The organism is Paraburkholderia sp. FW306-2-2C-D06C (assembly GCF_058781505.1).
The window spans coordinates 12,278-34,570 of sequence record NZ_JBYSWU010000021.1 but is presented as its reverse complement, the minus strand read 5'-3'; the positions used below and the strand labels follow the sequence as shown (position 1 = coordinate 34,570).

Sequence of the window (22,293 nt, the reverse complement as noted above, 5' to 3'; positions counted from 1 at the left end):
AAACGCTTGCGGCTTTGCCCGTACGCGTTCATGGCGCCTTAAAACACACCTCGAGACACCTGAAGACGCCTCAAGACACCTGAAGACGCCTTGAAACGCTTTCACACGCGTTTGGCGAGCGGCACGAACGGCAGATCGTCGGGGCCGGTGTAATTCGCGCTCGGCCGGATGATCTTGTTGTCGATCCGCTGCTCGATGACGTGCGCGCTCCAGCCAGCCGTGCGGGCGATCACGAAAAGCGGCGTGAACATCGCCGTCGGCACGCCCATCATGTGATACGACACCGCGCTGAACCAGTCGAGATTCGGGAACATCTTCTTCGCTTCCCACATCACCGATTCCAGCCGCTCGGCGATATCGAACAGCTTCATGTTGCCCGCTTCCTTCGAAAGCTTCTTCGCGACTTCCTTGATGACCTTGTTGCGCGGGTCGGCAATCGTGTACACCGGGTGGCCGAAACCGATCACCACTTCCTTGTTCCCGACGCGCTTCCTGATGTCGGCTTCGGCTTCATCCGGCGTCTGGTAGCGCGACTGGGTCTCGAACGCGACTTCGTTGGCGCCGCCGTGTTTCGGACCGCGCAGCGCGCCGATCGCGCCGGTGATCGCCGAATAGATGTCCGAACCCGTGCCCGCGATCACGCGGCCGGTGAAGGTCGAGGCGTTGAATTCATGCTCGGCGTACAGGTTCAGCGACACGTGCATCGCGTCGACCCACGCCTTCGACGGCTCCACGCCGTGCAGCAGATGCAGGAAGTGGCCGCCGATCGAATCGTCGTCGGTTTCGACCTCGATGCGCTTGCCGTTGTGCGAGTAGTGGTACCAGTACAGCAGCATCGAACCGAGCGAGGCCATCAGCTTGTCGGCGATATCGCGCGCGCCCGCCAGGTTGTGGTCGTCCTTCTCGGGCAGCACCGCGCCGAGCACCGACACGCCGGTGCGCATCACGTCCATCGGATGCGCGGCGGCCGGAATCCATTCGAGCGCGGCTTTCACGTTCGCGGGCAGCCCGCGCAGCGCCTTGAGCTTCGTCTTGTAGGCGGTCAGTTCGGCCTGCGTCGGCAGCTTTTCGTGGACCAGCAGATATGCGATCTCTTCGAATTCGCAGGCGCCGGCGATGTCGAGAATGTCGTAGCCGCGATAGTGCAGGTCGTTGCCGGTCTTGCCGACCGTGCACAGCGCCGTGTTGCCCGCGGTCACGCCGGACAGCGCGACGGATTTCTTCGGTTTGAATGCGCCGGCGTTCGGCGTGCTGTTGTCTGCTTCGCTCATGATCTTGTCTCCAACTGCGGGGTGACTTTTCGCGGCCTGCCACGCGCGGCGAGCCTGTTTTCGCACGCGTGACAGCCAGGGTATCGGGTTCAGGCCGGCGCGCGGCCTCATGGTGTCCAGTGAAACGGGTGCTTATAACGCAAAGAACGGGCCATGCGCTGCCGTTCAAGCTAAGTGCCTGATTTAACTAAAAATCGCGCACAGATCACGAGCGCATAATATTTCATAAATGAAATCATGATTTCGAATTCGAAACTGCTGCGCGCATAATAGGCAGACTTCTGAACCTTTCTCGACCTGTCCCCGACCTCTCGCTCCCCCCTAACTCCTAATCCCTAACCCATTACCGAGCCGCCCGCCGTGAGCACCCCAGCCTTTGACCCCGCCCAGCGCCCCCGCATCTGGGCGGTCAGCATCAGCCGCCTGCGCGATCTGTTTTTCGACATCGCCGGCGAGTACGTCGAACGCGCCGACCTGCGCATCGTCTCGCACGGCTTCGAGGACGCCGTCCACGAAATCGACGCCGTGGGCGCGGGACGTCCGGATGTCGTGATCGCCGGCGGCTCGAACGGCGCGTACCTGAAAACGCGCGTCTCGGTTCCGGTCGTGCTGATCAACCCAACCGGTTTCGACGTGATGCACGCGCTCGCGCGAGCACGGCGCGACGGCACGTCGGTCGCACTCGTCACGCACGGCGACACGCCTGACGAAGTACGGCGCTTCACCGCCGCTTACGGCATCGACGTCGTGTTCGCTTCGTATCAGTCCGCGCAGGACGCGGAGAGTGTCGTCCTCGATCTGCGCGATCGAGGGATCGACGTGGTCGTCGGCCCCGGACTCGTGACCGATCTTGCCGCGCACGCCGGCATGGGCGCGGTGTTTCTTTACTCTCGTGCGTCGGTGCGCGCCGCGTTCGACACGGCGCTCGAAGTCGCGCAGGCCACCCGCCGCGAAACCGTTCGGCGTCAGCGGCTCGACAATCTGCTGCAACATCTGCGCGACGGTGTCGTCGCGCTGGACGCGCAAGGGCGAGTCGAGGCGATGAACCAGCGCCTCGCCGCCGTGCTCGGCATCGACGCGGCGAACGCCGTGGGCCGCTCCCTGCTCGAGATTGCCCCCGATCTCGCGGGCGCACTGCCGGACGCGGACGGCGACACGTTCAGCTCGGTACGCGGCGTGAGCTACGTCGTGCATCGCGGGCCGCTTGCGGGCAGCGGCGCGGCGGCCGGCACCGTGCTGACGTTTCAGGAATCGCGTGCGGTCGAACGGCTCGACCGCACGTTGCGCTCGCGGCAGCGCGTGCAGCAGTTCACCGCGCGTTACCGGCTCGACGATATCGTCGGCGCCTGCGCGTCGATCGAACGGGTGCGTACGCTCGTGCAGCGCTATTCCAGATCGGACGCCACCGTGCTGATTCTTGGCGAGAGCGGAACCGGCAAAGAAATGGTCGCGCAGAGCATGCATCAGTTGAGTGCGCGGCGCGACTTTGCGTTCGTCGCGATCAATTGCGGCGCGTTTCCCGAGGCCTTGCTCGAAAGCGAACTGTTCGGCTACGAGGAAGGCGCGTTCACCGGCGCGCGCAAAGGCGGCAAGGCGGGGCTGATCGAAGTGGCGCATCGCGGCACGCTGTTTCTCGACGAAATCGCCGAAATGCCGTTGTCGTTGCAGAGCCGTCTGCTGCGTGTATTGCAGGAGCGCGAAGTCGTGCGGCTCGGCTCGACGGAGCCGACGCGAGTCGACATTCGCGTCGTCGCTGCGACGCATCGCGCGTTGACCGAGGCCATCGAGGCGGGCCGCTTCCGCGCGGATCTCTACTATCGCCTCAACATCCTGAGCATTGCCCTGCCCCCGCTGCGTGAGCGGCCAGGCGACCTGCAGCCGCTCGCCGTCGAGCTGCTGCTTCAGGCCGCGACGCGCGAGCCGCGGCTTGCCGCTCGCCTGCCCGACGCGGCGGCCGCGGCCCGCGCTCTGGACGGCATCGGCGAGCCGTTGCGGCGTTACGCATGGCCCGGCAATGTGCGCGAATTGCAGAACGTGGTCGAACGGATCGCGGTTGAACTCGCCGACACGGATCCTGATGAGGCAGGAGAAATCCTCCTGACGCGCGACGAGCTGCGCACGGTTGCGCCTGAAATCCTCGAGTCGTCCGCGCGCACCAGGAAGGCCGCATTGACTTTGCGCGAGCGCAGCCGTCACGTGGAAGCGGACGAAATCCGGGCGGCGCTGGCTGCGTGCGACGGCGATCGCGACGCGGTCTGCAAGGCGCTCGGCATCAGCAAGACGACGTTGTGGCGCAAGCTGAATACGGTCTGACTACGCGGTCTGATCGCGTCACGCGGTTTCGCCGCGGCGCAGCCCCGCCAGGCGAGGGTTTGCGAGCGCGGGGAACGCGCCGTGAAATATCTCGACACGCATCTCAAGTGTCGAAGTACAGATAAAACTCCCATGGATGCGGCCGCAGTTTGATCGTGTCGATTTCGCGTTTGCGCTTGAATTCGATCCAGGTCTCGATCACGTCTTCGGTGAAAACGTCGCCTTTGCGCAGAAAGGCATTGTCGATTTCGAGCGCCGCCAGCGCCGCGTCGAGCGAGCCCGGCACCTGCCGTATGTTCTTTGTTTCTTCGGGCGGAAGGTCGTAGATGTTGCGGTCGAGCGGCTCGCCCGGATCGGTCCTGTTTTCGATGCCGTCGAGGCCGGCCATCAGCATGGCCGCAAAAGCGAGGTACGCATTGGCCGACGGGTCCGGACAACGGAACTCGACGCGCCGCGCGTTCGGCGAATCCGAATACATCGGAATGCGCGCCGCCGCCGAGCGGTTGCGTTGCGACATCGCCAGATTGACGGGCGCCTCGTAGCCTGGGACCAGACGCTTGTAGGAATTGGTGGTTGGCGCGCAAAACGCCATCAGCGCGGGGGCGTGTTGCAGCAAGCCGCCGATGTACCAGCGGCACATGTCGGAAGTCAGCGCCCAACCGTTTGCGTCGTAAAAGAGATTCTGTTCGTCGTTCCACAGGCTCTGGTGACAGTGCATGCCGCTCGCGTTGTCGGCAAACAGCGGCTTCGGCATGAAAGTGGCCACTTTCCCGTGGCGGCGCGCGATGTTCTTGCACACGTACTTGTAGATCATCACGTTGTCGGCCATGCGCGTGAGCGTGGCAAAGCGCATGTCGATTTCGTTCTGGCCCGCGGTCGCCACTTCATGGTGATGCACTTCGATCTGCACGCCAGCCATCTGCAACGTCAGCGCGATCTCCGAGCGGATATCCTGCAGCGTGTCGTGGGGCGGTACCGGGAAATAGCCCTCCTTGTAGCGCTGTTTGTAGCCGAGATTGCCGCCGCCGTACGCGCCCTCGTCGCGTCCTGTGGTCCAGTCGCCCTCGGCCGACTCGACATAGTAGTAGCCGCAGTGCTGGTCCTGGCCGAAGCGGATCGAGTCGAAGATGAAGAACTCCAGTTCAGGCCCGAAATAGCAGGTCGTCGCCATCCCGGTCTGGCGCAAATAGTTCTCGGCCTTTTTCGCCACAAAGCGCGGGTCGCGCGAATACGGTTGCTGCGATACCGGATCGACCACGTCGCAGATGATCGACAGGGTCGGCGTCTCGCAAACCGGATCGACGAAGGCGCTCGCCGGATCGGGTCTGAGCAGCATGTCCGATTCATGGATCTCCTGAAAGCCGCGGATCGACGAACCGTCGAAGCCGATTCCGGCGTCGAACAGGCCGGTGTGAACTTCAGGAAGCGTGATCGAGAAGTGCTGCCAAAGCCCAGGCAAGTCGGTGAACTTCAAATCGACGATCTGGATATTGTTGGTCCGCAGCAGGTCGATGACATCGCTCGCGCTTGCCGGTCGCGCGACGCGGTAGCTGCCTGCTTCGACGGATACCTCGAAAGGCAACCCGGAAGCTTCTTGCGTATTGGACATTGGCGTTCTCCTCGTCCGGCTCCGGCGCCGCTAGCGGTCTTCCGCCAGCGCTTTTAGATGAGCGTCGCCGGCGTCTTGCGCAGCGAGGCGCGTGACGTACGTTTCGTCTGAAACGAGCGAGCGTTTGATCTCCTGTGCGCCGAAGTCGACTAGCGTGATAACCCAGACATAGGCGCCGGACTGCTCGGCCGTTTGTACGAAAGCGCGCACTGCGCCGCTATCGTTCGCTTTCATGGTGATCTCCTGAGAAAGAGTCGCGCAACGAAAACGGTTCGCGCGTCAGATACCTGCTTTAGGGCAACTTGCCGATAATCCCGCCGATTTCACTCTTTGTGAAAGCGCGCAATGACTGCGTACGGACATTGCCTGCGGAGCCGAGCGCGAGGCCGAATGCGGTGAAGCTCGGATCGTCCGGTGCGTCGACGATCGCGACGATGTCATATTGGCCCAGCGTCCAGAAGACCTCTTTCATTTCACAGCCAAAACCCTTGGCCATTTCCGCCACTTGACCAGCCCGTTGCGGGCTGTTCTTGATGGTGCGAATTCCCTGATCGGTGAATTGCGCAAGAACCACATAAGTCGCCATGATGATTCCTATTACGATAGAAACGTGTCGTGACTCGAGCGCGCATGCGGCGGCGCAGATGTCACTACCCGTGTCGCCGGAACCGTACTGCGCGCACCTTTGATTTTAGGCAATGGAATAGCCTGCAACGAGTTGTTTGCCCGCACCCCGGACTGCGCGTCCGCTCGCGTCCCGGGGTGCATGCCCGTCATCTCTATTATTTATCTGGCTCATTCATTCAGACGGCGGGCAGGTCATCGATACATTTTTCGATATGTCCGTCTGGAACATCGGTGTCGATGCCGTCAGCGCCGGTGGTATGCGGCACCACCTTGATTTTCGGCCCCAGAAACCGCATTCCGCCCAGCGTAAACAGGGACCAAACGACTTCGCCCGCATGAATTGCGCCAATGACATGCGTTACCTCGACGACCTCGAGCGGAGACAGCCATTCGTTTGTCTTCGGGTTGACGAGAGCCCAGCGCACGTGCGTGACACGGTCGGTGGTCGGACTAATGCGTATGCCATCGATAGCGTAGGTACCCATATCTGCCTCCATCATTCTCGCAACGAAATCGTAGCTCACTTCCGACGCTCGGGATGGCCAGCCCCAAGCGCCTCCAGCAGAGGCCGAAGCGCGTCGAGTTCCGCGCCGAAGCCGGCCCAGTCTCCCGCCTTCAGTCTCTCGATCGCGCGGTCATAACGGGTCAGCGCCTCGCCGGCGCGCGCGTCCGCCGTGCCCCGAGCCGGCGACGCCGCCGGAGCGCTTTCCTTGAAGAGCGCCGCCAGGGCTTCGCCCAAGGTCTCCTCCATCACCACACGGTCACCATAGGCGGCGATTACCCGCTTCAATTCGGGCAACTGACCGGACGCCGCGCGCAAGTAAAGCGGAGAAATGTAGAGGATCGAGTTCTCGATCGGCACGACCAGAAGATGGCCGCGGATGACGCGCGATCCCATCTGGTTCCACAGCGAGATCTGCTGCGATATCTCCGTATTCTGCTGGATGCGTGCTTCGATCTGGAACGGCCCATAGACCAGCTTGTCCTTGGGGAAAGCGTAGACGATAAGTTTGCCGTATGCGGGTGGATCGCAACGCGCCGCCAACCAGGCGATCATATTCTCGCGCTGGCTGGGCACCATCGGCAACATGAGAACGAACTCGGCGCGCGGCTCGCCGGGCAGCCTCATGATCATGTAGTAAGGCGCCATCGGCGCAGGGGCATTGCCGCCGTCGATGCCGCCCAATCCCCGCGGAAATTGCCAGAGATCCTCGCGGTTGTAGAAGACCTCCGGCGCATCCATGTGATACGCGCGGTAGAGCTGCGCCTGAATCAGGAACAGATCTTCGGGATAGCGAATATGCTGCTGCAAGTCCTGCGGCATCGCTTTCAGCGGCTTGAATAGCCCAGGGAAGATGCGCTGGTAGGTTCGAAGGATCGGATCGTCAGGATCGCTGACATAAAAGTCGACCGTGCCGTTGTACGCGTCGACCACCACCTTGACCGCGTTGCGGATGTAATTGGCGCCGTCGCCAAATCCGGGCTGGGCGTAAGGGAACCAGCGGCTGGTGGTATAGGCGTCCTGCATCCAGAACAGGCGCCCGTTGCTCGCGACGATATACGGGTCGTGGTCAAGGCTAAGGAACGGGGCGATCGTGCGCACCCGGTCCCGAATGTTTCGGTGCAGCAGGATCCGGCTCTCGTCCGTGATGTAGCCGGTCAGCAGGATGTTCGGATCGTCGAGCTGCCAGGCGAACAGACTGCGCCGCGTCGTGCTGCCGATAGCGACGCCGTCGCGCCCGCTGTAAGCGGCGTAGACGTTGTCCTTTCCCTTGGGATAGTCGAATTCGGGCACGCTGCCGTTCACGATGACGTAGTCCTGCCCGCCTTCGCCGAAATAGAGGCGCGGCTCGCGGATGGCCGGGCCGCCGTTGGCGGCGGGCGGAATATCCTGCAGATAGAGAAAAGGCAAGCCTTCCGTGGATTTCTCGGTCACCGGCGACATCACGAGCCCGTTGCCGTGAGTGAACAGAAGATGCAGGTTCACCCAGGTCTGCGCGTTGGCCGGGAGCATCGCCGGCTCCACTTCGCGCGCCGATAGCATCACCTGCCGATAACCGGTGTCGAGCCGGTAGCGGTCGATGTCCACCGCGAAGAATTTGTAGTAAGTCCTGATCTCCTGCAACTGCGCGTAGGTATCCATCAGCGGCTGCACATCCCACAGACGGATGTTGTCGATGGTCGCGCGATTGGCCTGCAACGAGGCAAGATTCAGCCCCTGCTCGGCCGCGAACGGTTTGACTTCGATCCGCGCGAGACCGTAGGCCTGGCGGGTCAGCGCGATATTGTTCTCGATATAGCGCGTCTCCAGCTGCAGCTCGCTCGGCTTGACGTAGAAGCGCTGGAACAGCGCCGGGTAGATCACCGCGAATACGAACGAACTGCCGAACACCAGCACCGCCGACGCAGCCGGAATTCGATAGCTGCGCCAGCGCAAATTGATCCACAAGACGACGGCCGCGGCAGCAGCGAGCCCGACGAGAACCCACAAGACCGGCAGTTCGACGTGGACATCGGTATAGCCGGCGCCGACCACGACGCCGTTATCGCCGTACAGCAGCAGAAAGCGATCGAGCCAATAGGACCAGGCCTTCAGCAGAAAGAACACGCCGAGCAAGGCCGAGCCATGAGCGATCGCGACGGGCGAAAGTCCCCGCGGCGGCGGTTCGAACACGATGTCGCCGCGCACGCCGTAAACGAGGCCGGCAACAACCGCGCTGGCGAACAGCACCCGCAGCAGCCAGCTCTTGAGCGCGGCATAAGCGGGCAGCGAGAAGAGATAGAAGCCGATGTCCTTGCCGAAGAGCGGATCGCGCTCGCCGAAGGGCACCTGACGAAGGAAGCGAAGTGCAATATCCCAGTTCGACATTTCGCTGGCGGCAATCACCAGCCCAACGAGGACGGCGGCGCCGGCGATACTGGCGCGCCAGGGAACACGCGGCGTGGCGTGGCCGGTCAGTTCGCTTATCACGTCGCGCGCATCCGGCGCATAGGTTGCTACCACGAGGGAGGGTCCGAGACGCCTGGCGTAACGATGCGCAATGAACCCCGACACCCCGATCGCGCCCGCCGAGACAGCGAACACGGCCACAAACAGCAGCGCCTTGGTGGAGAGGACCGTCCAGAAAACGTCGAGATAGCCGATCGAAGAAAACCACAGTCCGTCGACCACGATGCCCGTGATCCGTCCGATCACAATCAGGCTGGCGATAACGGCCACAGCCGTGATTGCGTAGCGTCTGAAGCGCACGCCGGATCGCACTTGCGAGCGCATCGATCCTCCTTTGCCGGCTCGTCGCACGTCGCCAGTTCCGGCCGGATCATTGTGCTCCGCCGATCGCAACCGGTACAGCCGGGCATACGCGCACGGACTGCACGGACCGCACGGACGATATGCGAAGAGCGCTACCCGGGCACGCCCTGCCCGGCCGGCGCCGCGCAAACCGTGCGGTCCGCCTCTGTTTCCGGCGTGTCCGCCGCCGGTTGCGTGCTCGCGGCCACGCTCGCGAGCGGCAAGCGAACCACGAATTCAGAGCCAGTGCCCGGACCGCCGGAGAACGCTTCCACTGTGCCACCATGGTCCGTGACGATATCGCGGACCACCGACAAGCCGAGCCCGAGACCATTGGCAGCCAGCGCGCGGCCCGCGAGACCGCGTGCATACCGCTTGAAGATCGTCGCGAGTTCGCCGGGCGCGATGCCGACGCCATTGTCGCGTACGCTGATGTAGCAGTAACGGCCGGTGCGGGCCGCCATCACCTTCACGGAATCCGTGGCCGCGGAATATTTGAGCGCGTTCAGCATCAGGTTGACGAACACCTGGGTCAGCTTGCCGAAGTCGCCCTGCACCCGCAGCGGCATGCTGCTTTCCGTCAGACGAATCGGCGCGTGCGCGGGAACGCCAGCTTCGGCGACCTGGATGCAATGCGCGAGCAGGTCGTCGATATCCACGCGGTCCGGATGCGCGGCTCGCCTATCCGGCGTATCCGGCGTATCCGGCGTATCCGGCGTATCCGGCGTATCCGGCAACGGACACGGCGGCGCCTCGACAGCGGGTTCATTCGGGCTCGCGCGCTGAGCGTGGACCGGCGGTTCCATCAGTTGCTGGGCCAATTGACCCAGCAGGCTCGCTTGCCGCGATAGCAGAAGCGCGTATCGCACAAGCTGGTCGTCGTGGCCGTACTGAGCGTTCAGCAGACGAGCGATCAGACCGAGCGGCGTGAGCGCGTTGCGAATTTCATGGCCGATCATCGGCCCGATGGCGGGTTGCTTCGCTTCGTCGTCAGTCTGGTCGTGAGCGGTCGCGATCCGGGGACGTGGCGCGTCCGCGGTCTGCGAGCCACCTTGTGCGCGCGGCCGTTCCGCGGGTTCGGTTTGCGGCGGCTCGATCATCGCATCGTGCAAGCGTTCGATTTCGCGAGTCTGCGCCGCGCGAAGCTGCTGCACGCAGTACGTGCACAAACCGATGATCGGGCGAGCGGCCAGCCGCTGCTTCAGGGCCGCTTCGTAGTCGAGCAAGGCCGCCCAATCGGTGGTTTCGTTGCAGACGGCGTCGCCCGCGACTCGCAGCCCTTCGAAGCCGCGCCCGAGCGCCTCGTTGATCGCCGCCGACCACAAGCCGACGGTGGCGCCGCCGTCGAAGCCGCTTTTAGGGCGCGCATAGCGTTGCGCGCCATCGATAATCCGCAACTGCCCGGAGTCGACGTATTCGGTGAGCGCGGGCGCTGTCCGCGTGAGCATATAGCGGGCTTTGTCGGGTCCGAGCAACGCCGGCGCGACCCACACGGCTGCTTCGCGATTGGCGAGTCCCGCGTGCAGGAATTCCGCCGTGACGCTGAGTAGTTCGCTACGCGATTCGTATAAATGACAAAGATGGGTGCCCCAGGAGATTGGGCCAAGCGCGGCAAAGCCGCTTTTACGAGATCCGGTGGTCATCGTTTCCCTGAAAGAGCGTGGGTCAAGAACCACAGTCGCGCTAGACGGCACCTTGGCCTGCGCGCTCGAATATGAATATCGCGGCGCCTCGCGCGCTAATTCGTCAGTCCTGAAGACAGGAGACCGAACAAGCCCGGTTGGTGCGCTCTATATGGGATTCAGCAGGAAAATAAGGTACGTGAGGGGAATATTTAAAAAAATGGTTGTTTTCCCTAGCCGTATCCTGACTGCCACAACGCATATTTGTCACACGCACGTAATGGTTGCGACGGGTTGCGATGGGTTGCGATGGGTTGCGATGGGTTGCGATGGGTTGCGACGGGTGGCAGGGCCGATGCCGGAATCGAACGCCCGATCGATTGTCTTCCTGACCCCAAACACTAATCGCAGTGAGCGACGGCAGCTGCATGCCCGATCGACTCTAACGCGGCTTGTATAATCTGCCGCGCCCGCCGACTGTACGATCCCTATCCGTGACCCTCACCCCGCCTGCCCTCACTTTCCGCAATGCCCTGTTCGCGATGCTCGGCATCGGCCTCGTCAACATGCTGGTCGCACTCGACCAGACCGTCGTCAGCACGGCGCTGCCGTCGATCGTCGCGGAACTGCATGGCTTCGAGTACTACGCATGGATTGCCAGCGCGTACCTGCTGGCCTCGGTCGTGACGGTGCCCGTGTTCGGCCGGCTCGGCGACTATTTCGGCCGCAAGCGCTTCGTCATCGCGGCGGTCGTCACGTTCACCGCCGCATCCGTGCTGTGCGGCCTTGCCAGCAACATGCTGTTCCTCGCGATCGCGCGAGGTCTGCAAGGCGTCGGCGGCGGAATGATGGTGGGCACCGCATTCGCCTCGATCCCCGACCTCTTTCCCGATCCCCGCGCGCGGGTTCGATGGCAGGTGGTGATGGCGGCGGCGTACGGGATCGGCACCGCGGCGGGACCGTCGCTGGGCGGCTGGATGAGCGAGCATTGGGGTTGGCGCTCCACCTTCCTGATCAACCTGCCGGTGGGTGCCGCCGCGTTCTATTTCATCTGGGTGCATCTGCCGAACTTTCATCGTCCTCGCGAAGGCGAGGTGCGTATCGACTGGCTCGGCGCCGGACTTGTCGCGCTCGCGCTGGGCGGCCTGCAGACGTTCATCGAGGCGCTGCCGAAGGATGGCTTGACGACCGGCAACCTCGTGCTGGCAACGTGCGTGGCGGCCGCCGCGGTTGCGCTGCTGGTCTGCGAAAAGCGCGCCACGCATCCGATCATTCCGCTCGACCTGTTCAAGGATGCGCAACTGGTCACACTATTCGCGCTGTCGCTGCTGTCCGGCTTCGTGATGTTTTCGCTGATTTTTTTCGCGCCGCTTCTATTGCAGGGCGGGTTCGGCTTGTCACCGCAACAAGCCGGTCTGCTCGCCACACCGATTGCAGCGTGTATCGCGATCGGCAGCCTGGTGAATACGCGCATCGTCATTTATCTGCGCCGGCCAACGAAAATACTGTCGACCGGGTTTGCTCTGCTGCTGTTCGCCTCCATCAGCCTGGCGTTTGCCAATGCATCGACCCGGCATCTCTGGATCGAGCTGCCGATGGCTGCGGTAGGCATCGGACTCGGATTTATCCTCAACAACCTGAACGTGTTTGCGCAGGAAATTGCCGGACGCGAACGCTTCGGTATCACAACAGCGCTATTGCAGTCCACCCGCATGGTGGGCGGGATGCTCGGCACGAGCATCGTGGCCACGGTCGTCTCGCATCACTATCGCGACGTGGTGACGCACACCATGAGCGTGCTTGGCGAACCGGTGGCCGCGCAGTGGCTGCCGCGCTTTGCCGATTTGCGAATCCTCATCGACGAAGCGTTGAGAGCAAAGCTGGTCGCCGATATGAAGCCGTCTGGACTGAACCCGTTGGTCTTCATCGACACCGCACGCGATGCGCTGGTGCAGTCGATTCATATCGGCGTCTGGCTGACCGCGGTGGCGTCGCTGGCGGCGGCGCTCCTTGTGCAAAGGATTTCGCACGTCGTGTTTCGCCGCAGTTGAGCACTTAGGTCTGGGCGTCAGACAACTTTTGGCCTCTCGCGCGCCGCCCCAGGCTGACGAGACCGTATGTTTCGCTGAAATTTGGTTGTAAGTCGCCGTTGCTACAGTCTTCGAAGATTTTTGCCGCCGGATGCCGGACGTTTTTCTTGCGGGCAAGCAGAAAGGACAGGAGCGACAACCCATGAATATAGCTCGTGCATTCTGGCTCATTCTGACGCTGCTTTTCACGAACCCGGTCTGGGCGTTTCAGTCCAGGGTTGTGGCCATTCCCAGCGCCGTGATGCATAAGTCGCTCGAAGCGACCGTCGTGCTGCCCGACCAGTACGCGCGCGGCAAAGAGGCCCGCCGCTTCCCCGTTGTCTACTTGCTGCATGGCTCCGGCGGCGACTACACCGACTGGGCCGCGAATTCGCAAATCGGCAAGCTCGCGGACCGCTATCACGTGATCCTCGTGATGCCGGACGGCGGCCACGAGAGCTGGTACATCGACAGCCCCGTCGATCCGCACAGCCGTTACGAAACTTATGTGGGCGCGGAAGTCGTCGCTTATGTCGACGCGCATTTCCGCACGATTGCCACGAGACAGGCACGCGCGATCACCGGGTTGAGCATGGGCGGCTTCGGGGCCTTGCACATCGCGCTGGACCGGCCGGACGCCTTCGGTGCAGCGGGGAGCATCAGCGGCGCGGTCGATCCGCGCGCATGCGATGACGAGCCCGGCATCAGCGATGTATTCGGCGACCCTACTCGACACGCTTCCTATTGGAACAGCAAGGCCATCGTCGAAAACGCCCGCAGTTTTGAAAATGCCCATATCGCGCTGACCATCGATTGCGGCGTCAACGACTCGTTTGTCAAATCGAATCGCACGCTGCACGAGCGGCTCGTCGAGCTCGGCGTGCCGCATGATTACGCGGAGCGTCCCGGCGGGCATACCTGGAAGTACTGGGCCAATGCGATCCAGTATCAGGTGCTCTTCTTTGCGACTTCATTCAAGCGCAACGGCGCGTATGAGCAGACCGCGTAGAGGCGATGGGCGGCCTCGGGGCGCCAACTGACCGCTAACTGACCGCTAACTGACAATACGCAGCGGTGATCCGGTCCGGCATCGCCGGAAATGGCAATAGAATATCTGGATGAAAACATACGCCGCTTTCCTGCGGGCCGTGAATGTGGGCGGCACCGGCAAACTTCCCATGGCCGAACTTCGCGCGATGTGCGAATCCGTCGGCTTTGCCAACGTGCGTACGTATATCGCCAGCGGTAACGTCGTGTTCGAAAGCAAGCTTCCTGAACGTTCTGTGAAGGCGACGCTCGAGCGTTGCCTGGAGACGTATGCCGGCAAGCCCGTAGGGGTTCTCGTCCGGACGGGCGCTGAACTCGCCGCGATTCTCGCCGGGAATCCCTTCAGGTCGGCGGCACCGAATCGAACCGTCGCAATTTTTCTCGATGCACCGCCGCCTGCCGATACCCTGGATCGTGTAAGTGGCCAGCAGACAGAAGAAATCGCGCTCGGAACGCGCGAGATTTACGTGTACTACGGGCAAGGCATGGCGCATTCCAAACTGAACATCCCGGCCGCGAAAACCGGAACCGCCCGCAACATGAACACCGTCGCCAAACTCGTCGAGTGGACGGCGGCGTAGTTCGATGGCCACTTGACGCGCAGACTCCGGTCAAGCCTCGGGGCGATGCGTTCCCCAAGCCGTAATCAATTTCTGGCCTACCGAGGCAAAGACGTCGATGGCCGGCAGCAGCTCACGGCCCAGATCCGTCAGTTCGTATTCTGCGGAAGGCGGCGAACTGTCGAGCGCGCGCCGTCTTATCAGTCCACGCGATTCGAGTTCGTGCAGGCGTGCACTGAGTACGCGCGCGGAAATCCGCGGGATGTCGTGACGCAGTTCACCGAAACGGCGAGCCTGATCACGTAATTGCCATATGACGTTGAGCGCCCAGGCGCCGCGCAGAAATCCAAGCGCGTCGGTGACCTGGCAGGCAGGCGGCGAGTTTGCCTTGCTTTTGCGTACAGGCAGGCCCATGGTCTTTGCTTCCCGGAACAGTCGGTAACTTTGGAGTTACCGGATTATATCGACGCTATGCAGCCACCGAGCGATGCCCCCGGCTACCATGCGATTCGCGCGCTGCGAGCCAAGATGTGTTTCGGAACGCAGCGCGATCGTTCACGTCATTCAAGGAAAACTCGATGAAGCTCTATTACTCTCCGGGGGCCTGCTCACTCTCGCCGCATATCGTGGCGCGAGAAGCGGGTATCGCATTGCAACTCGAAAAGGTGGACATCGACGTCAAGCGCACGGAAAGCGGCGCGGATTTCTGCCAGATCAACCCGAAGGGTGCGGTCCCCGCTCTCGTGCTGGACAACGGCGAAGTGCTGACAGAAGGCCCGGCGATCGTGCAGTACCTGGCCGACCTGAAACCCGAGTGCGGACTGGCGCCTACAAACGGCACACTGGCACGCTACCGTTTGCAGGAGATGCTCGGCTACCTCAACTCCGAGTTACATAAGAGCTATTCACCGCTTTTCAATCCCGCAACACCCGAGGCTGTGCAGGTGGAACGTAGAAATGCCTTGCGCAGGCATTACGCGTTGTTGGAGCGGCATCTCGTGACGCAGCCGTGGCTGCTGGGCGGTCGCTTCACGGCGGCGGACGCTTACTTGTTCACCGTGACTAACTGGGCCAGCTATGTAGATCTGGACCTCTCCGAGTTCACCGCGCTGGCGGCATTCCAGAAGCGCGTCGCCGAACGGCCGCACGTTCAGACCGCTTTGGCGGCGGAAGGATTGATCGATCGAGCCACAGTCTAAGGCTCGCCAATCGCCAACGAACTCGCGGCGCAGAAGGCCGCCATCCATACCGGCAAGTGAGGATTCTTATGACCTTGGCAACCGCAACCGCCGTATCGGACGCAGACGCGCCCGACTATCTCGTCAAACTCGAAGCGGGCACCCACAGTCTGGTCGGCGATGAAGCGCCGCACGAGGGTGGGCAGAACCGCGGCCCGGCGCCCTTCGAGTTCGTGCTCTCGGGCCTCGCCGCCTGCACCACGGCAACGCTCAAGATGTACATGCAGAGGAAAGCCTGGCCGGACGGCCGAATCGCAGTCAGCGCCGAATTACACAGCGACCATAACGGCGGCCAATACATCCAGCGCACCGTATCCGTCGATGCGCCCCTCGACGATGCGCAGCGGGCCCGCCTCGCCGAAATCTGCGAGAAAACGCCGGTTACGCTGTTCATCAAGCGGGGAACACGTATCGACACGACAATGCAGTGACGCATCGCGCGAAAGCCGCAGGAGCATTGAATTTCAAGAGAGCGGCGAGCGCGGCCAATGTGAACGCGGCGCATGCCCCGACCCGCCGCCTCACATCTTGTGCGTCGAAAGAAAAATGCTCGTCTCGGTGCTCGCGATCCCGTCGATCAGGCGGATCGCGCCGAGCACGCGATCGAAGTTCTCCAGCGAATCCGCCCGCAGCTCCGCGACGAGATCCCAGCGCCCGTTGGTGCTGTGGATCGTCGCGACATTGGGGTGTCCGCGCAGCACCTTCACCACGTCGGCCGCGCGGTTGCCTTCGACCGCGATCGACATCAGCGCGCGAATCCGGTGTGCCTCCGCCGCCGGCTTCAGCCGCACCGTGTAGCCCACGATCACCCCGCTCGCCTCCAGACGCGTCAGCCGGTTCTGCACCGTGGCCCGCGCGACGCGCAGCTGCTTCGCCAGCGCTACAACCGGCATGCGCGCGTTGTCGCGCAGCAGCGCGATGAGCTGCCGGTCGATGTCATCGAGATTGATCATTTTCGTTGCCCGTTTTTGCCGCTCGCGCGGATTGCCCGTGCGAGCGATGTACAAACCGCTATTTTGCCGAAGTATTTTGCTATTCAGACAGGAAATTTTGCAAGGTTTGCCATCTTTTTGTTGGCTGGGCTCACGGGAATAATGACGTCATCGCTCCCGTGCCGGAGCCCATTTCAACATTGGAGGCATGACCATGACCCGTTTTCTCGACGTACCCGCCACGTATCGACTCGTTGCCGGGATCGGCGTGCCGCGCTTCCTGAGCGAGCTCGCCGAAGCCATCCGCGCGGACTATCTTCGCTGGAGCGATTTCGACAAGTCGCCGCGCGTCGCCTGTCACTCGCGGGTGGGCGTGATCGAATTGATGCCCATCGCCGACGCGAACCTGTTCGCCTTCAAGTATGTGAACGGGCATCCGGTCAACGCCGAGCGCGGCATTCACACGGTGATGGCCTTCGGTGCACTCGCCTCGGTCGATACCGGCTACCCGCTGTTCCTCTCCGAACTCACGCTGACCACCGCCCTGCGCACCGCGGCGACTTCCGCGCTCGCTGCGCGAAACCTTGCGCGCCCCGATTCGCGACGAATGGCCCTGATCGGCAACGGCGCGCAAAGCGAATTCCAGGCGATCGCCTTCCACACGCTCCTCGGCATCGATGAGATTCGCGTGTTCGATATCGATGCGCGCGCAACCGATAAGCTGGTGCGCAACCTGGCCGCGTGGCCGGCGTTGCGGATCGTTCGCGCAACGTCTACCGCCGACGCGGTGCGAGGCGCCGATATCGTCACGACCGTGACGGCCGACAAAGCCTATGCGACGATCATCACACCCGACATGATCGAGCCCGGCATGCACCTGAACGCCGTCGGCGGCGATTGCCCCGGCAAGACCGAATTGCATGCGGACGTGCTGCGCATGAGCCGCGTGATCGTCGAATACGAGCCGCAGACCCGCATCGAAGGCGACATTCAGCAGCTCCCCGCCGACTCGCCCGTCGTCGAACTGTGGCGCGTGCTGCGCGGCGAGACAGCCGGCCGGGAGAGCGCCGCTCAGGTCACCGTATTCGACTCCGTGGGCTTTGCGCTCGAAGACTATTCCGCGCTCCGCTATCTCCACGCGCTCGCGCAGGAGCAGGACGCCGGCATCGAAGTCGCGCTGATCCCGCCGCCGGCCGATCCGAGAGACCTGTTCGGCGCACTGGCCACGGCTGTACCCGCGCCTGCAGCAACCGCAGCTGCAACGCCGGCGCTGGCCGACGCATTCGCATTCGCTCGATAAACCGATCGGACCCGGGGCCGTTCCAGCCCCGTACGTACCCACTGCCCACTATCAGAAATTCCATGAGCCTCCTGTCAATCCAGGCGCCGGCCGCCGTCGTGATGATCCGCCCGCACTGTTTTCATCCGAACCCCGAAACAGCGGCCGACAACGCATTCCAGCGTTCAGGCGAGGTCCGGAGCCGGAGCGGAGCGGCATCGCTTGCCGCGGCGGCGCGCGATGAAGTCAGCGCCGTCGTCGAAACGCTGGAGGCCGCAGGCGTACGCGTGCACGTATTCGACGACAGAGGCGAAAAGCAGACACCGGATTCGGTGTTCCCCAACAACTGGTTCTCGACGCATCCCGGCGGCCACGTCGCGGTCTATCCGATGCATTCGGTCAACCGGCGGCGCGAACGCAGAACCGATGTAATCGATATGCTCAAGGCGACCTACCGCGTGCAGGACGTCATCGACTACTCGGGTCTGGAACACGACGACATGTTTCTGGAAGGCACGGGCGCCATGGTGCTGGATCACATCGCCCGCATTGCCTACACCGCGCGCTCACGCCGCGCGGACCCCGTGGCGCTCGAACGTTTTTGCACGCATTTCAATTTCGAACCGATGTGCTTCGATACCGCCGACGCCGCCGGCCGCCCGGTGTATCACACCAACGTGATGATGAGCGTCGCGACCGAATTTGCGCTGATCGGTCTCGACCTGATCCAGGATGAACGCCGCCGCGCTCAGGTGAAGGAACGCCTGCTGGAGAGCGGCCGCGCCGTCATCGCGCTGGACCGTTCGCAGATCGATAACTTCGCGGGCAATGCACTTGAACTGTCGGGCAAGGACGGCCGCGTTCTTGCGCTGTCCGAACGGGCGCTTGCATGCCTGACGGGACAGCAGCGCGCCCTCATCGAACGCTCCGCGCGGCTGCTGCCGTTGCGCGTCGGCACGATCGAACAGGCTGGCGGGTCCGTGCGTTGCATGCTCGCGGGAATTCATCTGTCGCGGCGCTAGCAGGTTTGCCGGGATGAACGCGATGAGGCCTCGCTCACGGCCCTGAGTGGTGCGGCGCAGCTGCGCCACCCACCCCGCTCAATGCCGCATCAAGGACCACAACAGCAGCGCCAGTAACAGCACCGCGACCCATCGCCAGAACAGCACCGGATCGCTCTCGAGCAAGGGCTTGCGTCGAACCGGCGCCATCGCGTCTCGGCTGCTCGAAAAACGTTCGAGATCAGCGCAGACTTCGAGCACGTCCTGATACCTGCGCGCCGGATCGGGCTGCAGGGCTTTCTCCAGCACCAGGTCGAGCCATTGCGGCGCGTCGGGCCGGTACTGATAGAGCGGCACGCGGCCATTAAAGCCATAGGGCAGCTTGCCGCCGCTGAACAGCCGGTACAGGGTCACGCCATACGCGAACACCTCGGAGCGCGCATCGCCCTGTGCGCCCTTCATCAACTCAGGCGCCATATAAGCGGGCGAGCCCGGTGCGGTGTCGGGGCCCGGCACCTGCATGCCCGGCATATAGCCGAAACCGAGATCGAGCAGGCGCGTGCTATCGCCCTGCATCACCAGCACGTTCTCGGGTTTGATATCGCGATGGAAGATATTGCGGCGATTCAGCGCGTCGATCGAACGGCCCAGCTGCCGCGCGATCTCGAACGCACGCGGCAGCGCCATGGGCTGAGGCGCCGCCAGCAGTTTTTCGAGCGTGACGCCTGCGCCGAGCGGCATCACCACGTAGAGCCGGGTTTGCCGGTCGGCATCGACCGGCATCGGCGCGAGCACGCCATCGTCGCCGATCTTGCCTGCCAGCCAGCGCTCGCGCACGATCGACTGGCGCACGTTCTCGTCCTGCTCGACACGCGGCTTGGGAAACTTGAGCGCCAGCGGCGTGTTCGGATCAGCCAGATCGTAGCCGGCGAAAATCCGCGAATAAAAGCCGTCGCTCAACACGCTCTTGAGCAGATATCCATCGACCACATGGCCGGCGTCCGGCACGGCCGGAATCGGCAAGGCGCCGACCACCCGCTCCAGGTAACCGACATCGAGCAAAGGCAGGCTGCCCACATCGAGCACCGCGCTCGTCACGTCGTCCTGCGAGCCGCGCGTCACCGCCAGTGCGCCGAGCCGGCGCGCCGTGTCGAGCGCACCGTTGCGCGCCGCCAGCACCGTCTGCAGCTCGCGCATCGGCACGCGGCGATAGAGCCCGTCGGAGCACATCAGCAGACGGTCGCCCTCACGCAGCTCAAGGGTTTCGATCCGCGTCACCAGCGCCGGGTGCATGCCGACCGCGTGCGCCACATAAGAACCGAAGGCGACCGGCACCACGTCGTCGTCGCCGAGCTGGGTCAGTTGGCCAGCGCGCAGCAGATAGAGCCGCACATCGCCGGCCGCCACCAGATACGCGGTAGCGCGGCGCACGATCAGCGCCGCAAAGGACGCGGCCATCTGCTTCAGTGCGGGATCGACGCGGCCGATCTGATGCAGCCAGCCGTGTATTGCCTCGAGCGCGCGCGCAGCGGCCACGCCGGGCTGCAAGGTGTCGGGAAGCCCGTAATAGGCGTCGATAAAGGTCCGCACCGAGAGTTCGGCCGCGACCCGCCCGCCCTTGCTGCCGCTCATGCCATCGGCGAGAGCGATCACGCTGCCACGCGCGGCGCGCGCCGCCAGATCGCCGAGCATCACGCCGACGTAGTCTTCGTTGATGTGATCCTGCCCGCGGGCTGGGCTGGAGACACAACCGATCTCGAGGGCGGCGCACTCGCCGCGCTCCGGCCGCAACTGCAAGTCGATTTCCTGGCCGCCCATTGCGCGACGGCTGGCGGGCCTTCCCTCTGGATCGTCTGGCATCCGGCCCGGGTTCGGTGCGGGCAAGCTATCCGGAGAGAAGGGTTCACTCATTTACTTTTTGCCGTGGGTCATCACGTCGCTTGTTTCCAGATCGTGCTCGATCTTCTCGAGCACCTGCGGCGCGCGCTTCTTGAGCATCATCAACCAGATTGCGCCGACCAGCATATACGCAACGAACAGATAGGGCAGGATGTTATACGGATAATCGGGCACCGGATACACGCTGCCGATCACCGCGCCGACCATCGCCAGTGCGCCGAGCACGCCCCACACGACGTTGCTCGTCTTGAGCTCGCCCTGCTTCTTCAGATAAACCGGCGCCGCGATTGCGACCAGGAAATACACGACCAGGAAGCCAAAGGTCGCAAACGTACTGGTATAGCCGAAGGTGTTGAGCGGACCCGTGCCGAGCATCGCAATGCACACCACGAAGGTCACGATCGAGGAAAACGCAACGGCCAGGTACGGTGTCTGGTGCGTGCGGTGCACCATCCCCATCGAGCGGTGCACGAACTGGTAGCGGCCCATCGAATACAGCAGGCGGCTGGACGAGTTGATGCACGCAAGCACGCACGAGAACGCGCTGACCGAGGCGATCAGATAAAACACCGGGCCGAGCGGCGAGGCGCCGACGCTCGTGAGCAAGGTGCTGAGCACGGCCGAATCGCCGCCGAGCTTGGCGGTGTCGCCGTGGTAGGCGATCGTCATCGAATAGGCTACAAACATAAAGAACAGGCCCGACAGGATCACGCTCCAGATCACCGCGCGCGGAATCACGCGCAGCGGGTTCCTGGTTTCCTGGCCGAGCGAGGCCGCGCTTTCGAAACCCACGTACGAGAAGATGCCGAGCACCATGCCCTGCGCCATGCCCTTGCCGCTCACGCCCTGCAGCCCCAGCTGCGTATGGTCGATGATATGGTCCGGATGCAGTGCGAGCACATAGATCAGCACACCGCCCACGATCACCACCGAAGCGGCTTCGATCGCCAGCGACAGGCGCGAGGAGAGCTTCACGTCACGTGCCGAGAAGAACCAGGCCAGGCCGACAAAGATCGTGTAGACCGCCCACGACGGGATATTGATGCCCCAGGCCGAAAAAGCGTTCTGCACGAACACCACGCCCGCGGCGCCAACCCCCATCGCCGTGCCCACGTAAGCCGCGATCAGGCCCCAGCCGGCAATGCCGCCCGCCATTGGCCCAAGCGCGCGCGAGATATAGATGAAGAACGAACCCGCCGTCGCGATCCGGCTCGAGAGCGCGATGATGCTCATGCTCACCAGCAGCAGCCCGAGCGTCGAAAGACCATAAATCAACCAGGTCCCCGCGCCGGCCAGCGCCGCGATCGCGGTCACGTTGATCGACGGCGTAAAGGTCGGCGAAAGGTTCGCGATGGATTGGCCGATCACCTCGGCAAAACCTAAAGTCCCGGCACGCAGGCCGCCGGATGATGTCGGCGCTGCCGGCGCTGCTTGCGTGCTGCTTTGCGGAGTGCTCATGTTGGGCTCCTGATAGATTGGTGAATCAAAGCTGAATGCACTCAACTTTTCCACAGCCAAAAATCTCGAAACAACT

19 protein-coding genes are annotated in these 22,293 nt (G+C 63.1%); 8 read left to right on the top strand and 11 right to left on the bottom strand.

The window, feature by feature from the left end; translation table 11 throughout:
• Window positions 1-101: 101 nt before the first annotated feature.
• On the bottom strand, window positions 102-1,271 hold the full coding sequence (gene prpC, locus AC3WLT_RS17665) for a bifunctional 2-methylcitrate synthase/citrate synthase (RefSeq protein ID WP_492592986.1): 1,170 nt from the start codon (window positions 1,269-1,271) through the stop codon (window positions 102-104).
• 360 nt (window positions 1,272-1,631) lie between these two features.
• On the opposite strand from prpC, the gene prpR reads away from it, so the two are divergent.
• Complete coding sequence (prpR, locus tag AC3WLT_RS17660) at window positions 1,632-3,584, top strand: propionate catabolism operon regulatory protein PrpR (protein ID WP_492592985.1); 1,953 nt, start codon at window positions 1,632-1,634, stop codon at window positions 3,582-3,584.
• 103 nt (window positions 3,585-3,687) lie between these two features.
• Here prpR and glnA read toward each other — a convergent pair whose 3' ends face one another.
• From glnA to AC3WLT_RS17630, 6 genes are all read right to left on the bottom strand, one after another.
• Window positions 3,688-5,193, bottom strand: a complete 1,506-nt coding sequence (glnA, locus tag AC3WLT_RS17655) for a type I glutamate--ammonia ligase (protein ID WP_492592984.1) — start codon at window positions 5,191-5,193, stop codon at window positions 3,688-3,690.
• A 30-nt stretch (window positions 5,194-5,223) separates the two neighbouring features.
• On the bottom strand, window positions 5,224-5,427 hold the full coding sequence (locus AC3WLT_RS17650) for a hypothetical protein (RefSeq protein ID WP_492592983.1): 204 nt from the start codon (window positions 5,425-5,427) through the stop codon (window positions 5,224-5,226).
• 58 nt (window positions 5,428-5,485) lie between these two features.
• Window positions 5,486-5,779: a GYD domain-containing protein gene (locus AC3WLT_RS17645; protein WP_492592982.1), complete on the bottom strand. Its 294-nt coding sequence runs from the start codon at window positions 5,777-5,779 to the stop codon at window positions 5,486-5,488.
• Between the two features lie 217 nt (window positions 5,780-5,996).
• Window positions 5,997-6,305 (bottom strand): hypothetical protein, encoded by a 309-nt coding sequence (locus tag AC3WLT_RS17640; protein WP_492592981.1) that lies wholly within the window; start codon window positions 6,303-6,305, stop codon window positions 5,997-5,999.
• A gap of 35 nt (window positions 6,306-6,340) precedes the next feature.
• Window positions 6,341-9,094 carry a UPF0182 family membrane protein gene (locus AC3WLT_RS17635; protein ID WP_492592980.1) on the bottom strand — a complete coding sequence of 918 codons (2,754 nt, stop codon included), beginning with the start codon at window positions 9,092-9,094 and terminating at the stop codon, window positions 6,341-6,343.
• A 131-nt stretch (window positions 9,095-9,225) separates the two neighbouring features.
• On the bottom strand, window positions 9,226-10,755 hold the full coding sequence (locus AC3WLT_RS17630; protein WP_492592979.1) for an MEDS domain-containing protein: 1,530 nt from the start codon (window positions 10,753-10,755) through the stop codon (window positions 9,226-9,228).
• 521 nt (window positions 10,756-11,276) lie between these two features.
• Between AC3WLT_RS17630 and AC3WLT_RS17625 the strand changes: the two genes are divergently transcribed.
• The 3 genes from AC3WLT_RS17625 (at window position 11,277) to AC3WLT_RS17615 (ending at window position 14,431) form a co-directional block, all read left to right on the top strand.
• Window positions 11,277-12,785, top strand: coding sequence for an MFS transporter (locus AC3WLT_RS17625; RefSeq protein ID WP_492593060.1), 1,509 nt, complete (start codon window positions 11,277-11,279; stop codon window positions 12,783-12,785).
• Between the two features lie 181 nt (window positions 12,786-12,966).
• Complete coding sequence (locus tag AC3WLT_RS17620; protein WP_492592978.1) at window positions 12,967-13,812, top strand: alpha/beta hydrolase; 846 nt, start codon at window positions 12,967-12,969, stop codon at window positions 13,810-13,812.
• A gap of 109 nt (window positions 13,813-13,921) precedes the next feature.
• Window positions 13,922-14,431 carry a DUF1697 domain-containing protein gene (locus tag AC3WLT_RS17615; protein WP_492592977.1) on the top strand — a complete coding sequence of 170 codons (510 nt, stop codon included), beginning with the start codon at window positions 13,922-13,924 and terminating at the stop codon, window positions 14,429-14,431.
• 30 nt (window positions 14,432-14,461) lie between these two features.
• On the opposite strand, the gene AC3WLT_RS17610 is transcribed toward AC3WLT_RS17615, so the two are convergent.
• Window positions 14,462-14,824 carry a winged helix-turn-helix transcriptional regulator gene (locus AC3WLT_RS17610; protein ID WP_492592976.1) on the bottom strand — a complete coding sequence of 121 codons (363 nt, stop codon included), beginning with the start codon at window positions 14,822-14,824 and terminating at the stop codon, window positions 14,462-14,464.
• Window positions 14,825-14,988: 164 nt separating this feature from the next.
• On the opposite strand from AC3WLT_RS17610, the gene gstA reads away from it, so the two are divergent.
• Both gstA and AC3WLT_RS17600 read left to right on the top strand, forming a co-directional pair.
• Complete coding sequence (gene gstA / locus AC3WLT_RS17605; RefSeq protein ID WP_492592975.1) at window positions 14,989-15,609, top strand: glutathione transferase GstA; 621 nt, start codon at window positions 14,989-14,991, stop codon at window positions 15,607-15,609.
• Between the two features lie 68 nt (window positions 15,610-15,677).
• Window positions 15,678-16,079: an OsmC family protein gene (locus AC3WLT_RS17600; RefSeq protein WP_492592974.1), complete on the top strand. Its 402-nt coding sequence runs from the start codon at window positions 15,678-15,680 to the stop codon at window positions 16,077-16,079.
• Window positions 16,080-16,169: 90 nt separating this feature from the next.
• On the opposite strand, the gene AC3WLT_RS17595 is transcribed toward AC3WLT_RS17600, so the two are convergent.
• Window positions 16,170-16,601: an Lrp/AsnC family transcriptional regulator gene (locus AC3WLT_RS17595; protein ID WP_492592973.1), complete on the bottom strand. Its 432-nt coding sequence runs from the start codon at window positions 16,599-16,601 to the stop codon at window positions 16,170-16,172.
• Window positions 16,602-16,794: 193 nt separating this feature from the next.
• Between AC3WLT_RS17595 and ocd the strand changes: the two genes are divergently transcribed.
• Window positions 16,795-17,880 carry an ornithine cyclodeaminase gene (gene ocd / locus AC3WLT_RS17590; protein ID WP_492592972.1) on the top strand — a complete coding sequence of 362 codons (1,086 nt, stop codon included), beginning with the start codon at window positions 16,795-16,797 and terminating at the stop codon, window positions 17,878-17,880.
• A gap of 62 nt (window positions 17,881-17,942) precedes the next feature.
• Window positions 17,943-18,881: a citrulline utilization hydrolase CtlX gene (gene ctlX / locus AC3WLT_RS17585; protein ID WP_492592971.1), complete on the top strand. Its 939-nt coding sequence runs from the start codon at window positions 17,943-17,945 to the stop codon at window positions 18,879-18,881.
• Window positions 18,882-18,959: 78 nt separating this feature from the next.
• On the opposite strand, the gene AC3WLT_RS17580 is transcribed toward ctlX, so the two are convergent.
• Together AC3WLT_RS17580 and AC3WLT_RS17575 are read right to left on the bottom strand one after the other, a co-directional pair.
• Complete coding sequence (locus AC3WLT_RS17580; protein WP_492592970.1) at window positions 18,960-20,771, bottom strand: bifunctional protein-serine/threonine kinase/phosphatase; 1,812 nt, start codon at window positions 20,769-20,771, stop codon at window positions 18,960-18,962.
• Window positions 20,772-22,217, bottom strand: coding sequence for an APC family permease (locus tag AC3WLT_RS17575; RefSeq protein WP_492592969.1), 1,446 nt, complete (start codon window positions 22,215-22,217; stop codon window positions 20,772-20,774).
• Between the last annotated feature and the right edge of the window lie 76 nt (window positions 22,218-22,293).

What these genes read in the sequence shown, in the direction of transcription:
- prpC (WP_492592986.1), bottom strand. Translation starts at nt 1,271, where the DNA reads ATGAGCGAAGCAGACAACAGCACGCCGAACGCCGGCGCATTCAAACCG.
- glnA (WP_492592984.1), bottom strand. Translation starts at nt 5,193, where the DNA reads ATGTCCAATACGCAAGAAGCTTCCGGGTTGCCTTTCGAGGTATCCGTC.
- AC3WLT_RS17650 (WP_492592983.1), bottom strand. Translation starts at nt 5,427, where the DNA reads ATGAAAGCGAACGATAGCGGCGCAGTGCGCGCTTTCGTACAAACGGCC.
- AC3WLT_RS17645 (WP_492592982.1), bottom strand. Translation starts at nt 5,779, where the DNA reads ATGGCGACTTATGTGGTTCTTGCGCAATTCACCGATCAGGGAATTCGC.
- AC3WLT_RS17640 (WP_492592981.1), bottom strand. Translation starts at nt 6,305, where the DNA reads ATGGGTACCTACGCTATCGATGGCATACGCATTAGTCCGACCACCGAC.
- AC3WLT_RS17635 (WP_492592980.1), bottom strand. Translation starts at nt 9,094, where the DNA reads ATGCGCTCGCAAGTGCGATCCGGCGTGCGCTTCAGACGCTACGCAATC.
- AC3WLT_RS17630 (WP_492592979.1), bottom strand. Translation starts at nt 10,755, where the DNA reads ATGACCACCGGATCTCGTAAAAGCGGCTTTGCCGCGCTTGGCCCAATC.
- AC3WLT_RS17625 (WP_492593060.1), top strand. Translation starts at nt 11,277, where the DNA reads ATGCTCGGCATCGGCCTCGTCAACATGCTGGTCGCACTCGACCAGACC.
- AC3WLT_RS17620 (WP_492592978.1), top strand. Translation starts at nt 12,967, where the DNA reads ATGAATATAGCTCGTGCATTCTGGCTCATTCTGACGCTGCTTTTCACG.
- AC3WLT_RS17615 (WP_492592977.1), top strand. Translation starts at nt 13,922, where the DNA reads ATGAAAACATACGCCGCTTTCCTGCGGGCCGTGAATGTGGGCGGCACC.
- AC3WLT_RS17610 (WP_492592976.1), bottom strand. Translation starts at nt 14,824, where the DNA reads ATGGGCCTGCCTGTACGCAAAAGCAAGGCAAACTCGCCGCCTGCCTGC.
- gstA (WP_492592975.1), top strand. Translation starts at nt 14,989, where the DNA reads ATGAAGCTCTATTACTCTCCGGGGGCCTGCTCACTCTCGCCGCATATC.
- AC3WLT_RS17600 (WP_492592974.1), top strand. Translation starts at nt 15,678, where the DNA reads ATGACCTTGGCAACCGCAACCGCCGTATCGGACGCAGACGCGCCCGAC.
- AC3WLT_RS17595 (WP_492592973.1), bottom strand. Translation starts at nt 16,601, where the DNA reads ATGATCAATCTCGATGACATCGACCGGCAGCTCATCGCGCTGCTGCGC.
- ocd (WP_492592972.1), top strand. Translation starts at nt 16,795, where the DNA reads ATGACCCGTTTTCTCGACGTACCCGCCACGTATCGACTCGTTGCCGGG.
- ctlX (WP_492592971.1), top strand. Translation starts at nt 17,943, where the DNA reads ATGAGCCTCCTGTCAATCCAGGCGCCGGCCGCCGTCGTGATGATCCGC.
- AC3WLT_RS17580 (WP_492592970.1), bottom strand. Translation starts at nt 20,771, where the DNA reads ATGAGTGAACCCTTCTCTCCGGATAGCTTGCCCGCACCGAACCCGGGC.
- AC3WLT_RS17575 (WP_492592969.1), bottom strand. Translation starts at nt 22,217, where the DNA reads ATGAGCACTCCGCAAAGCAGCACGCAAGCAGCGCCGGCAGCGCCGACA.